Source organism: Mycobacterium sp. 1245499.0 (genome assembly GCF_001673615.1).
GTDB lineage: Bacteria > Actinomycetota > Actinomycetes > Mycobacteriales > Mycobacteriaceae > Mycobacterium > Mycobacterium europaeum_A.
Window position 1 is genome coordinate 1 of record NZ_LZMG01000312.1, and the last position, 12,797, is coordinate 12,797.

At 69.7% G+C, this 12,797-nt stretch carries 13 protein-coding genes and 2 pseudogenes; 10 read left to right on the forward strand and 5 right to left on the reverse strand.

The window, feature by feature from the left end; genetic code table 11:
* The 3 genes from infB to A5646_RS18865 form a co-directional block, all read left to right on the forward strand.
* A partial coding sequence (gene infB, locus A5646_RS18855) for a translation initiation factor IF-2 (protein ID WP_067023379.1) occupies nt 1-2,144 on the forward strand: 2,144 nt, incomplete at its 5' end.
* A gap of 77 nt (nt 2,145-2,221) precedes the next feature.
* Complete coding sequence (gene rbfA, locus A5646_RS18860) at nt 2,222-2,710, forward strand: 30S ribosome-binding factor RbfA (RefSeq protein WP_066863718.1); 489 nt, start codon at nt 2,222-2,224, stop codon at nt 2,708-2,710.
* Nucleotides 2,685-3,692 carry a bifunctional oligoribonuclease/PAP phosphatase NrnA gene (locus A5646_RS18865; RefSeq protein ID WP_156765645.1) on the forward strand — a complete coding sequence of 336 codons (1,008 nt, stop codon included), beginning with the start codon at nt 2,685-2,687 and terminating at the stop codon, nt 3,690-3,692. The genes rbfA and A5646_RS18865 overlap by 26 nt, the downstream gene beginning before the upstream one ends.
* 16 nt (nt 3,693-3,708) lie before the next feature.
* On the opposite strand, the gene A5646_RS18870 is transcribed toward A5646_RS18865, so the two are convergent.
* Together A5646_RS18870 and A5646_RS18875 are read right to left on the reverse strand one after the other, a co-directional pair.
* The gene (locus tag A5646_RS18870; RefSeq protein WP_066863715.1) at nt 3,709-4,290 is read right to left on the reverse strand and encodes a hypothetical protein; all 582 of its coding nucleotides are present in this window, start codon (nt 4,288-4,290) and stop codon (nt 3,709-3,711) included.
* 58 nt (nt 4,291-4,348) lie between these two features.
* Nucleotides 4,349-5,098, reverse strand: coding sequence for an enoyl-CoA hydratase (locus tag A5646_RS18875; protein WP_066863712.1), 750 nt, complete (start codon nt 5,096-5,098; stop codon nt 4,349-4,351).
* Between the two features lie 101 nt (nt 5,099-5,199).
* On the opposite strand from A5646_RS18875, the gene A5646_RS18880 reads away from it, so the two are divergent.
* Nucleotides 5,200-5,469, forward strand: a complete 270-nt coding sequence (locus tag A5646_RS18880; RefSeq protein ID WP_067023382.1) for a DUF2277 domain-containing protein — start codon at nt 5,200-5,202, stop codon at nt 5,467-5,469.
* Nucleotides 5,466-6,029, forward strand: a complete 564-nt coding sequence (locus A5646_RS18885) for a DUF1802 family protein (protein WP_067023365.1) — start codon at nt 5,466-5,468, stop codon at nt 6,027-6,029. Before A5646_RS18880 ends, A5646_RS18885 begins: the two co-directional genes overlap by 4 nt.
* Here A5646_RS18885 and A5646_RS18890 read toward each other — a convergent pair.
* Together A5646_RS18890 and A5646_RS18895 are read right to left on the reverse strand one after the other, a co-directional pair.
* Complete coding sequence (locus A5646_RS18890; RefSeq protein WP_067023367.1) at nt 5,988-7,712, reverse strand: CocE/NonD family hydrolase; 1,725 nt, start codon at nt 7,710-7,712, stop codon at nt 5,988-5,990. The genes A5646_RS18885 and A5646_RS18890 overlap by 42 nt on opposite strands.
* Nucleotides 7,713-7,763: 51 nt before the next feature.
* Nucleotides 7,764-8,360: a DUF3558 domain-containing protein gene (locus tag A5646_RS18895; protein ID WP_066863704.1), complete on the reverse strand. Its 597-nt coding sequence runs from the start codon at nt 8,358-8,360 to the stop codon at nt 7,764-7,766.
* A gap of 160 nt (nt 8,361-8,520) precedes the next feature.
* Between A5646_RS18895 and A5646_RS18900 the strand changes: the two genes are divergently transcribed.
* The 5 genes and pseudogenes from A5646_RS18900 to A5646_RS18920 all read left to right on the forward strand — a co-directional run.
* On the forward strand, nt 8,521-9,498 hold the full coding sequence (locus A5646_RS18900) for a metallophosphoesterase (protein WP_066879352.1): 978 nt from the start codon (nt 8,521-8,523) through the stop codon (nt 9,496-9,498).
* Nucleotides 9,495-10,175 (forward strand): 4'-phosphopantetheinyl transferase, encoded by a 681-nt coding sequence (locus tag A5646_RS18905; RefSeq protein ID WP_066863693.1) that lies wholly within the window; start codon nt 9,495-9,497, stop codon nt 10,173-10,175. The genes A5646_RS18900 and A5646_RS18905 overlap by 4 nt, the downstream gene beginning before the upstream one ends.
* Nucleotides 10,172-11,068, forward strand: coding sequence for a tRNA pseudouridine(55) synthase TruB (gene truB / locus A5646_RS18910; protein ID WP_067023370.1), 897 nt, complete (start codon nt 10,172-10,174; stop codon nt 11,066-11,068). The genes A5646_RS18905 and truB overlap by 4 nt, the downstream gene beginning before the upstream one ends.
* 95 nt (nt 11,069-11,163) lie before the next feature.
* A complete protein-coding gene (locus A5646_RS18915) occupies nt 11,164-12,354 on the forward strand; it encodes a lipid-transfer protein (RefSeq protein WP_067023373.1) in 1,191 nt (396 codons plus the stop codon).
* Between the two features lie 7 nt (nt 12,355-12,361).
* A pseudogene (locus A5646_RS18920) lies at nt 12,362-12,643 on the forward strand (acyl-CoA dehydrogenase family protein); the annotation flags it as partial.
* Here A5646_RS18920 and A5646_RS30040 read toward each other — a convergent pair.
* Nucleotides 12,614-12,797 (reverse strand): annotated as a pseudogene (locus tag A5646_RS30040) (acyl-CoA dehydrogenase); the annotation flags it as partial. The pseudogenes A5646_RS18920 and A5646_RS30040 sit on opposite strands and share 30 nt — an antisense overlap.

Sequence of the window (12,797 nt, forward strand, 5' to 3'; positions counted from 1 at the left end):
CTGGTCAGCACCCGGCACGCGGTGCGCGCGCTGCCCACGCTGTGGGAGGACTCGGTGCGCGCCCGGGCGGCGGCCGTCCCGGTGGCCCCCGCGATCGTGGCCGCGGCGGCGGCAACTACCGCGGCGGCGGTGGCGGCGGCGTCGGCGCCCCGCCCGGAGGGGGCGGCGGCTTCCGCGGCCGTCCCGGAGGCGGTGGCGGCGGTGGCCGTCCGGGCCAGCGCGGCGGCGCCGCGGGTGCGTTCGGTCGCCCCGGCGGTGCGCCCCGACGCGGCCGCAAGTCGAAGCGGGCCAAACGCGCCGAATACGAGAACATGCAGGCGCCCGTCGTCGGTGGCGTGCGGTTGCCGCACGGCAACGGCGAGACGATCCGGCTGGCGCGCGGCGCGTCGCTCTCCGACTTCGCCGACAAGATCAACGCCAACCCGGCCTCGCTGGTGCAGGCGCTGTTCAACCTCGGCGAGATGGTCACGGCCACCCAGTCGGTCGGCGACGAGACGCTCGAGCTGCTGGGCAGCGAGATGAACTATGTCGTGCAGGTCGTCAGCCCCGAGGACGAGGACCGCGAGCTGCTGGAGTCCTTCGACCTGAGCTACGGCGAGGACGAGGGCGGCGAGGAAGACCTGCAGACCCGGCCGCCGGTGGTGACCGTCATGGGTCACGTCGACCACGGTAAGACCCGCCTGCTGGACACCATCCGCAACGCCAGCGTCCGCGAGGCCGAGGCCGGTGGCATCACTCAGCACATCGGTGCCTACCAGGTGACGGTCGAGCACGACGGTGTCGAGCGGCCGATCACCTTCATCGACACCCCGGGTCACGAGGCGTTCACCGCCATGCGTGCCCGCGGCGCCAAGGCCACCGACATCGCGATCCTGGTGGTGGCGGCCGACGACGGCGTCATGCCGCAGACGGTGGAGGCCATCAACCACGCCCAGGCGGCCGACGTGCCGATCGTGGTGGCGGTCAACAAGATTGACGTCGAGGGCGCCGACCCGGCCAAGATCCGCGGCCAGCTCACCGAATATGGTTTGGTGGCAGAGGATTTCGGTGGCGACACCATGTTCGTCGACATCTCCGCCAAGCAGGGCACCAACATCGAGGCGCTGCTCGAGGCGGTGCTGCTGACCGCCGACGCCGCCCTGGACCTGCGGGCCAACCCCGACATGGAGGCCCAGGGTGTGGCGATCGAGGCGCACCTGGACCGCGGTCGCGGGCCGGTCGCCACGGTGCTGGTGCAGCGCGGCACGCTGCGGGTCGGCGACTCGGTGGTCGCCGGCGACGCCTACGGCCGCGTCCGCCGCATGGTCGACGAGCACGGTGACGACGTCGAAGAGGCGCTGCCGTCGCGGCCGGTGCAGGTCATCGGGTTCACCTCGGTGCCCGGCGCGGGGGACAACCTGCTGGTCGTCGACGAGGACCGCATCGCTCGCCAGATCGCCGACAAGCGCAGCGCCCGCAAGCGCAACGCGCTGGCGGCGCGTTCCCGCAAGCGGATCAGCCTGGAGGACCTGGACTCGGCGCTGAAGGAAACCAGCCAGCTGAACCTGATCCTCAAGGGCGACAACGCCGGTACCGTCGAGGCGCTGGAAGAGGCCCTGATGGGCATCGAGATCGACGACGAGGTGGCGCTGCGCGTCATCGACCGTGGTGTCGGTGGCATCACCGAAACCAACGTCAACCTGGCGTCGGCCTCGGATGCGGTGATCATCGGCTTCAACGTGCGCGCCGAGGGTAAGGCCACCGAGCTGGCCAACCGCGAGGGTGTGGAGATCCGCTACTACTCGGTGATCTACCAGGCGATCGACGAGATCGAGAAGGCCCTGCGCGGCATGCTCAAGCCGATCTACGAGGAGAACACGCTGGGCCGCGCCGAGATCCGGGCGATCTTCCGGTCGTCCAAGGTCGGCATCATCGCCGGCTGCATGATCAGCAGCGGCATCGTGCGCCGCAACGCCAAGGCGCGGTTGCTGCGGGACAACATCGTGGTCACCGACAACCTTTCGATCACCTCGCTGCGACGGGAGAAGGACGACGTCACCGAGGTCCGCGAGGGCTTCGAGTGCGGTATGACGCTGGGGTACAACGACCTCAAAGAAGGCGACATCATCGAGTCCTACGAGTTGGTCCAGAAGGAACGCACCTGACCCCACCGCCGACGACGCAACGACGACGCAGAACGACGATGCAGAACGAAGTGACGACGAGAAGGTGGTGAACCCGAATGCCTGATCCAGCCAGGGCGCGCCGGTTGGCCAAGCGAATCAACACCATCGTCGCCTCGGCGATCGAGTTCGAGATCAAGGATCCCGGGCTCGAGGGGGTCACCATCGTCGACGCGAAGGTGACCGCCGACCTGCACGACGCGACGGTCTTCTACACGGTGATGGGACGCACGCTGGACGACGAGCCGGACTACGCGGCCGCCGCGGCGGCCCTGGAACGTGCCAAGGGTGCGCTGCGCACCAAGGTCGGGGCCGGCACCGGCGTGCGGTTCACGCCCACCCTCACCTTCACCCGCGACACCACGTCGGACAACGTGGCGCGGATGGAGGAATTGCTGGCGCGCGCCCGGGCCGCGGACGCTGATCTGGCGCGGGTTCGTTCGGGCGCCAAGCCGGCTGGGGAGGCCGATCCATACCGGGATAGCGGATCGGGTGGGGAGCCCGGCCTCGACGGGAGCATCGGTGACGACGACCAACACCAATACTGAGCTGGGCGACGCCCGGGTGGGGGTGCGCGTCGACGCCGCGGGTGCGGTCGAGTTGCTGTCGGACGCCGACACCGTCGCGGTGATCGCACACGTGCATCCCGACGCCGACACCATCGGCGCCGGCCTGGCGCTGGGGCTGGTGCTGGACAAGTGCGGCAAGCGGGTCGAGGTCAGTTTCGCCGAGCCGGCCGGGCTGCCCGAGTCGCTGGCGTCGCTGCCCGGCTGCCGACTGCTGGTCGATCCCGATGCGATGCGCCGCGACGTCGATCTGGTTGTCACCGTTGACGTTCCGAGCGTCAAGCGGCTGGGCACCTTGAGCGACTTGGCCCTCGAGGGCGACGAGGTGCTGGTCATCGACCATCACGCTTCCAACGATGTGTTCGGTACCGCCAATTTCGTTGACGTCCAAGCCGATTCGACCACGATGATGATCGCCGACATCCTCGACGCGTGGGACAAGCCCATCGATTCCGACGTCGCGCACTGCATCTACGCCGGCCTGACGACCGACACCGGATCTTTCCGCTGGGCCAGTGCGCGCGCCCTGCGGCTGGCGGCCCGGCTGGTCGACGGTGGCGTGGACAACGCCGCGATCAGCCGAACCCTGTTGGACAGCCATCCGTTCGGATGGCTGCCGCTGCTGTCGCGGGTGCTGGCCTCGGCCCAACTGCTGCCGGACGCCGCGGGCGGCCGGGGCCTGGTGTATGCCGTTGTCGGCAACCAGGATTGGGTGACCTCACGCCCGGAGGAAGTCGAAAGCATCGTCGACATCGTGCGGACCACGCAGCAGGCCGAGGTGGCCGCGGTGTTCAAGGAGATCGCGCCGCAGCAGTGGTCGGTGTCCATGCGGGCCAAGTCCGCCGTCGACCTGGCGGCGGTGGCGTCCGGCTTCGGCGGCGGTGGGCACCGGCTGGCGGCCGGCTATTCGACCACCGGCTCGATCGACGACGCGGTGGCGTCGCTGCGCACGGCCCTGGATTAACCCGGACTCGCCCGGACTAGAACGCCCAGCTTCCCGAGCGCTGCACGACGAATCCGTGGTCGCCGCTGGTGGTGTCCAGGCAGGCGACCAGGTCGTCGGCCCCCACCGCGCAGGTGACGTTGAGATAGGTCAACTTCTGGCCCGCCCCCAGCGATTTGCCGCCGGCCGGTAGCGGGGCAGGGTTGCCGTCGCATCCGGCGTAGGACATGCGGCTCAACTGGTAGCCGGGTCCCTTGAAGTCCACCGAACCGACGACGCAGTCGCCGGGTCGCGGGCGGCCGCCGGGGAAGGGCACGTCGTCCAGCCCCGACATGTCGCCCTTGCACTTGATGTCCTGCGACGGTTGCGGCACGGGCGGCGGGCCGCCGTAGAAGTCACACACCAGGGCGGAGCCGGCGGAGAAACTGACCCGCGGCGAGCTTCCCGGCGCGCCGGCGCCGATGTAGCCGTCGGCGGGCACCGGGGTGAAGGCGTCGAGATTCGGGAATCCCGGCGGCGGCAGCGCGCCCGCGGGCGGCGCGGCCACCGCGATCGCCGACGCGGCCGCCAGCGTCAGGCCACCGAGCACCCGCACGGTGACAGCGACGACGTGATACATCAGTTGATCGTATGGCGTGGGCGGGACCGGTGGGAACGGACCGGCCCAGATCGCGGCGTCAGCGCACCTGCGAGCGGCCGCGCGCCAGCACGGCCTCCCGGTTGGCGGCGATGTCGTCGCCGCTGGTCCGGAACTGCCGGGCGGCCGTCGCCTCCTGCCAGAGCCCGGCGCTGGTCTGCGCGTCGTCGATGCGGTGATACGACGCCAGCAGCGCCCGCACCGCGTCCTGGTTGTTCCCGACGATCGACGCCGCCACCGCCCGGGCGGCACCCAACAGCTGGTCGTGCGGCACCACCTCTGTGACGAGCCCGGCACGCAGCGCGTCGGCGGCGGACAGATAGTCCCCGGTCATGCTCATCCGCCTGGCCAGCCCGATTCCCACCTTCTGCGGCAACCGCACGCTCAGGCCCCAGGTGGGCAGCAGCCCCACCCGGGCGTGCGTGTCGGCGAACCGGGCGTTCTCCGAGGCGATCAGGATGTCGCAGTACAGCGCCAGCTCCAGGCCGCCGGTCACCGCGGCGCCGTTGATCGCGCCGATCACCGGCTTGGTCAGCGCCGGCCAGCGCGGCGAGATGTCCGGCAGCGCCGAGGAACCGCCCAGCTCCTTGAGATCCAGCCCCGCGCAGAACACCGGGTCGGTGCCGGTGACGATGACGACGTCGACGGCGTCGTCGGTTTCGGCGTCGGCCAGCGCCCCGAAGAAGCGGTCCCGCAACGCCGAGGACAGCGCGTTGCGCGACTGCGGTCGGTTGAGGGTCAGGGTGCGCACTCGCTCGTCGGTGTCGATCAGCAGGATCTCGTCGGTCATGACTTCACCGTAGCCAGTCGGCCCGCACCGGCGATGCGCGCCTTACCGCCCGCCGGTTCGTCGGGGAGCGGCGCCGCCGAGCAGCGCTTATCGTGGGAAAGATGTGCCGGAACATCACCGAACTGCGCGGACTGCAACCCGCCGCCACCGCCGAGGAAATCGCGGCGGCCGCCCGCCAGTATGTCCGCAAGGTCAGCGGCATCACCCGCCCCTCGGCCGCGAATGTCGACGCATTCGAGGCGGCGGTCGCCGAAGTCACCGAGACGACGACGCGGTTGCTGGGGCAGCTGCCGCCGCGGCGCCAGCCGCCCAAGACGGTCCCGCCCTTGCGCCGCCCCGAGGTGATGGCGCGGATGGCGGGCGCGAAATGACCGTCACCACAACGACTCCCGCGCTCAAGGAGTGGAGCGCCGCGGTGCACGCGCTGCTGGACGGTCGCCAGCGGGTGCTGCTGCGCAAGGGCGGCATCGGGGAGAAGCGGTTCGAACTGGCCGCCCGCGAGTTCCTGCTGTTCCCGACGGTCGCGCACAGCCACGCCGAGCGGGTGCGCCCCGAGCATCAAGACCTGCTGGCGCCCGCGGCCGCCGACAGCACCGACGACGAGCTGGTGATCCGGGCCGCCGCGAAAGTCGTTGCGGCCGTGCCCGTCGAGCGCGCGGACGCCCTGCCCGCCATCGAGGACCTGCACATCTGGACTGCCGAGTCGGTGCGCGCCGACCGCCTGGACTTTCGTCCTAAGCACAAACTCGCGGTGCTGGTCGTGTCGGTGCTCCCGCTGGCCGAGCCGGTGCGCCTGGAGCGGACCGCGGAGTACGGCGGCTGCAAAAGCTGGGTGGAGCTGCCGGTGCCGGCCCCGCCGGGGCGCGGCCCCGTTCATGACGAAGCGGCGCTAGCCGCGGTCGCCGCCCGGGTCCGCGACGCCGTTGGCTGACAACTCGGCCGGGCCGACCGGCAACAGCAGCCGGGAGCGTCCGTAGCGCACGGTGTGGGTGACCGGCGTGGGCTGCCGGCCGGTCAACACCGGCTCGCCGGAGCCGAGGTTGTGCGCGTAGCGCGGCGACCAGCTCCCGGCGATCAGCACGCGGATGCGTGAGCCGGCCCGGAAGCGGTGCGCCATGCCGTCGAGGTCGAGGCGAACGATTTTCTCCGACTTGGGTTTTGCCGCGGGACGCAGCCGGCGGTACGCCTCGCTGACGTTGCGCGACCGTCCCTTGGCGTCGACCTCGCTCACCCGCACGAACAGGTCGGCGTGCGGGCTGTCCGCGCCATGGGCGAGCTCGATGACCGGGCAGCCGTAGACATACACGTCCTCGGTGAGCGTCGCGCTGGTAAAGGCCAGCACGTCGTCGCGCGATGCCAACCGGCTGTCGTCGCGGTATCCGCCGTTGCCGGACAGCTGCGGGCCGCCGGTGGTCGGTGTCGGATTGGCCGGGTCGTAGCGAAATGTGGCCGGCGCCAACCCCTTCAGGGTTGGCGCGGTCTCGCCCAGGTAGCCACCGGGCCGCAGGTACAGCGGGCGTTCGGTGGTGGCGGGTGGCCAGTCGGGCAGGCTGCGCCAGCCACCGCCCCCGCCGGTGACGTAGACGCGCACCCGGCTGGGCCGGTGCGACGTGGCCGCACCGCCCAGGTGCGTGTCCAGCCAATCCAGTGCCTCCCGGGCGCAGGTGGGGAACCCGGTGGTGAGCAACTGGGTGTGGGTCCAGGGCCCGACGGTGAGCGCGACGTCGACACCGCGCCGGCGCAGATGCGCGTACTGCTGCAGCGTCTGCCTGATGAAGATGTCCTGCCAGCCGCCCACCAACAGCAGCGGCACCTGCACCCGGTCCAGCGCCTCGGTGCAGCGCAAGGCATCCCAGAACGGGTCATCCGGTTCGCTGTGTTCGACCCAGGATTCGAACCAGGGTGCGCCGGTGCCGAGCACCTGCCGCGCGGCGTCGCCCAGCGGCACCGCGGCCGCGGCCTGGGCCACCCGGCGGCGGGTCTGCAGCTGGCGCAGGGCGGCGCGCACCCGGACGGGGTCCTCCTGGTGCGCCACCATGTCGCTCCAGCCCAAAAAGTCGTTGATCGCGAATGTGCCGGTGCCCCAGGTTGATTCGTTGAAGTCGTGCGGACCGACCATGATGACGGCGGTGGCCAGTTCCGGCGGGGGATCCTGCAGCAGGGCCCACTGGGTGAAGCCCAGATACGACATTCCGATGGAGGCGAAGCGGCCGGTGAACCAAGGCTGCTCACGCAGCCAGGAGACGGTGTCGGCACCGTCGGCGGCCTCGTGTGCCATCGGCTCGAAGACCCCGCCCGAGCCGAACGTCCCGCGCACGCTTTGCAACACGACGTGGTAGCCGCGCGCCGCGTACAGCGCGCCGAATATCAGCGTGAACGGGAACCCGCGCCCGTACGGGCCGCGGACCAGCAGGGTGCCCGCGGGTGACGCGGTCGCCGGCGCATAGTGGTCGGCCACCAGCTGCACCCCGTCGCGCACCGGCACGCGGACGCGCTGCACGGTGTAGTCGGTGGTCTCCGGCGGCAGGCCGAGCAGCCGGGCGGCGGCCGTGCCGCCCAGGTGTCGCAGGGTGTGCAGCGCCGGCTGTGCGGGCCGGATCAACGTCGTACTCACGGTCCTCACATTAGGACCCGGTCAGCCGGCCGCGACGCGACGCGGCGCAAATCAGAACTTGTAATACGGCGCGAGGTCGTTGGCGCGCTGCACGTTGGTCTGCATGCAGTCGACCTCGGGGTTGGAGTAGACGGTCGAGTAGTACAGCGCCTGCTGCAGCACGCCGTAGCTGGTCTTGAACGCGACCATGCAGGAGTAGAACCAGTAGCTGTTGTGGTAGGTCGGCTTGAGCACCCAGTACTGCGCGGCCCGGTGGCCCGCGATCGTCGTCTCGACGGCATCGGCGGGCAGCGAGGCCTCATAGGTGCGCCAGATGATCGGCTCGACGGCCACCTGATAGTTGCCGGCGTCGAAGTGACAGCGCAGCCCGTCCTCGTGTTCGGGCGGTGTGAAGCCCAAGCCGAGGCGCTGGATGACGTCGAACGGGATGTCCTCGCAGGCGTCGAACGGGCGCGGATCGGTGGTCGCCACGATCGGGCTTTTCATTGTGGTTTCCATCGGCTGGGCGGTCGACCGCAGCTCGACGGACCGGTCGCCGCCACCCGGCCTGGAAAGGTCCTGCGGGGCGGTCAACAGGCCCACGGTGCCACCGATGGCCGCTGTGAGCAGCGCACCCAGCGCCCCCATCAGACGAACATTGGCGAACACGACACCCCCCTGACGCCGCAGCGGACCTTTCCGGGGGAGTGTACAAGTACCGCGCGCGACGTCACAGGCAAACCTGAACTTGTTCTAACTCACCCGCTGGTGGCCGAAAGGGCGCCCGCGAAAGGGGCGTGCTTGGGTCAAGTCGTTAGGGTGGTTATTCGTGGCTGGGCATACATCTGGGCGGGAATCGACCAACGGTGGGCAACCGACACTGTGGGCGGTGTCCGACCTGCACACCGGTCACCTGGGTAACAAGCCGGTCACCGAATCGCTGCATCCGTCGTCGCCGGACGACTGGCTGATCGTCGCCGGCGATGTCGCCGAACGCACCGACGAGATCCGCTGGGCCCTTGACCTGCTGCGACGGCGCTTCGCCAAGGTGATTTGGGTGCCGGGTAATCACGAGCTGTGGACCACCACCCGCGATCCCGTGCAGATCTTCGGCAAGGCGCGCTACGAGTACCTGGTCAACATGTGCGACGAGATGGGCATCGTCACGCCCGAGCATCCCTTCCCGGTGTGGACCGAGCGCGGGGGCCCGGCCACGATCGTGCCGATGTTCCTGCTCTATGACTACAGCTTCTTGCCCGAGGGAGCCACGAGCAAAGCCGAAGGCCTGACCATCGCCCGCGAGCGCAACGTGGTCGCCACCGACGAATTCCTGCTCTCCTCGGAGCCCTACCCCACCCGTGAGGCGTGGTGCCGCGAGCGCCTGGAGATCACCCGCGCCCGTCTCGAAGAGCTGGACTGGATGACGCCGACCGTTCTGGTGAACCACTTTCCGTTGGTCCGCGACCCTTGCGACGCCTTGTTCTACCCCGAGTTCTCGCTGTGGTGCGGGACCACCAAGACCGCCGACTGGCACACCCGATACAACGCCGTGTGTTCGGTCTACGGTCACCTGCACATCCCCCGGACCACCTGGTATGACGACGTGCGCTTCGAGGAAGTCTCGGTGGGCTATCCGCGGGAGTGGCGCCGCCGCAAGCCGCCCAGCTGGCTGCGCCAGGTGCTGCCCGATCCCCAGTACGCGCCGGGCGACCTCAACGACTTCGGCGGCCACTTCCAGATCACTCCCGAGATGCGGCAGCAGGCCGCACAGTTCCGGGAACGGTTGCGGCAGCGGCAATCACGATGACGGGGGACATGCTGGTGTCCTCGGTGCTCCCGGCCGTGGACGGCCTGGCCTACGCGGAGGCATACTCCGACCCGCCCGATCTCACGCCGCTGCCCGAGGAGGAGCCGCTGGTCGCCAGGTCGGTGGCCAAGCGGCGCAACGAGTTCGTCACCGTCCGCAACTGCGCCCGCATCGCGCTGGGCGAGCTGGGCCTGCCGCCGGTCCCGATCCTCAAGGGGGAGAAGGGAGAACCCTGCTGGCCCGACGGCGTGGTGGGCAGCCTGACCCACTGCACGGGTTACCGGGGTGCCGTGGTGGGCCGCACCGACGCGGTCCGCTCGGTGGGCATCGACGCCGAACCGCACGACGTGTTGCCCGACGGAGTGCTGACCGCGATCAGCCTGCCGGCCGAACGCACCGAGATCACGGCGAACCTGTCGGGTGACCTGCATTGGGATCGAATCTTGTTCTGCGCCAAGGAGGCAACGTACAAGGCGTGGTTTCCGCTGACCAAACGGTGGCTGGGCTTCGAGGACGCCCACATCGCGTTCGAGGCCGATGGCCCCGGCGCGACGACGGGCGGGTTCGTGTCGCGGATCCTGATCGACCCGGAAGCGGTGTCCGGTCCGCCGCTGACCGAACTGCGCGGCCGCTGGTCGGTCGAGCGCGGGCTGGTGCTCACCGCGATCGTGCTATGACCGAAAGCCCCAGCGGGCCAGGAATAGTCGTCGTCGACAAGCCGGCCGGGATGACCAGTCATGACGTGGTCGGGCGCTGCCGCCGGATCTTTGCCACCCGCAGGGTGGGGCATGCCGGGACGCTGGACCCGATGGCCACCGGCGTGCTGGTGATCGGGATCGAACGCGCCACCAAGATCCTCGGCCTGCTGACGGCCACCGCCAAGTTCTATACCGCCACCATCCGCCTGGGCCAGAGCACGTCCACCGACGACGCCGAGGGCGAGCTGGTGCGCAGCGTCGCGGCGCGGCACCTCACCGGCGCGGCGATCGAATCGGCGGTCGGTGGCCTGCGCGGCGACATCCAACAGGTGCCGTCGACGGTCAGCGCGATCAAGGTGGACGGCAAGCGCGCCTACCGGCTTGCCCGCGAGGGCCAGGCCGTCGAGCTCGCGGCCCGGCCGGTGCGCATCGACCGGTTCGAGGTGCGCGACATCCGGGTCGGCGCCGGGGACTGTGTGGACCTCGACGTCGAGGTCGACTGTTCGTCGGGAACCTACATCCGCGCCCTGGCCCGTGACCTCGGCGCGGCTCTCGGGGTGGGCGGGCACCTGACGGCATTGCGGCGCACCCGCGTCGGGCGCTTCGGGCTCGATCAGGCGCACGCGCTCGACGAGCTGGCGGAGCGGCCCCGGCTCAGCTACGGCCTGGACGAGGCCTGCCTGCTGATCTTCCCGCGCCGCGACCTGTCCGCCGAGCAGGCCGAGGCGACCGCCAACGGCCGGGCGCTGGCGCCGGCCGGGATCGACGGCGTCTACGCGGCGTGTGGCCCCGACGGCCGCGTGATGGCGCTGCTGCGCGACGAGGGGTCGCGCACCAAGTCGGTGGTGGTGATCCGCCCGGCGACGCTGTAACCGCTGCAATGCTTTGGCCGCCCCGGCCGAACGGTTGGTTGGGCTACGTTGCACACTGAGTGCCAAGACCGCCCACGGTTCGGAAGGGGACAAGGATGTCCAACAAGGTCTACGTCATCGGCGTCGGCATGACGAAGTTCGAGAAGCCGGGTCGCCGGGAGGGCTGGGATTACCCGGACATGGCCCGGGAATCGGGGACCAACGCGCTGGCCGACGCCGGCATCGACTACCGCGAGGTCCAGCAAGGCTACGTCGGCTACGTCGCCGGCGATTCGACGTCGGGTCAGCGGGCGCTCTACGAGCTGGGCATGACCGGCATTCCGGTCGTCAACGTCAACAACAACTGCTCCACCGGCTCGACGGCGCTTTTCCTGGCGGCGCAGGCCATCCGCGGCGGCATCGTCGACTGCGCGATCGCGCTCGGTTTCGAGAAGATGCAGCCCGGTTCGCTCGGCGGCGGCGCCCAGGACCGCGAATCGCCGATGGCCAAGCACGTCAAGGCGATGGCCGACATCGACGAGTTCGCGATGCCCGTCGCGCCGTGGATGTTCGGTGCCGCCGGGCGCGAGCACATGAAGCAATACGGCAGCACCGCAGAGCATTTCGCCAAGATCGGCTACAAGAACCACAAGCACTCGGTGAACAACCCGTTCGCCCAGTTCCAGGAGTCCTATACGCTCGACGACATCCTGGCCGCGCGGATGATCTCCGACCCGCTGACAAAGCTGCAGTGCTCGCCGACCTCGGACGGTTCGGGTGCGGCCATCCTGGCCTCGGAGACCTTCGTCGACAGCCACGGGCTGGCCGCCCAGGCCGTGGAGATCGTCGGTCAGGCCATGACTACCGACTTCGCGTCGACGTTCGACGGGAGCGCCAAGAACCTCATCGGCTATGACATGAATGTCCAGGCCGCGCAACAGGTTTACGACCAGTCCGGGCTCGGGCCGCAAGACTTCCAGGTGATCGAACTGCACGACTGCTTCTCGGCCAACGAGCTGTTGCTCTACGAGGCCCTGGGCCTGTGCGGCCCCGGTGAGGCGCCCAAGCTGATCGACAACAACGACACCACCTACGGCGGGCGCTGGGTGGTCAACCCGTCGGGCGGCCTGATCTCCAAGGGGCACCCGCTGGGCGCGACCGGGCTGGCGCAGTGCGCCGAACTGACCTGGCAGCTGCGCGGCACCGCCGACAAACGTCAGGTCGACAACGTCAGTGCCGCCCTGCAACACAACATCGGGCTGGGTGGCGCGGCCGTCGTCACCGCCTACCAGCGCGCCGAGCGTTAAGGGCGCCATGATCGAGTGGTCCGAGACGGACCTGATGGTCCGGGATGCCGTTCGGCGGTTCGTCGACAAAGAGATCCGTCCGCATTTGGACGAATTGGAAACCGGCGAAATGTCGCCGTATCCGATCGCGCGCAAGTTGTTCAGCCAGTTCGGCCTCGACGCCATGGCCGCCGAGTCGGTCAAGAAGATGCTGGACCGCGAGCGGGCCAAGCTGAACGGTACCGCCGCCGCTGAGGAATCCGGCGAAAAGCCCAACGGGTCAAGCGGTTTCGGCGGGGGCGCCCAGGCCCAGGCTCACCGACGCCGTGCTGAGCAACCCGATGCTGACCCGGGCGATCTCGGACACCAGCACCGCGATCATCGACCCCTGGGCGCCCCCGCCGAAACCGCTTGACCCGTTGGGCTTTTCGCCGGATTCCTCAGCGGCGGCGGTACCGTTCGGC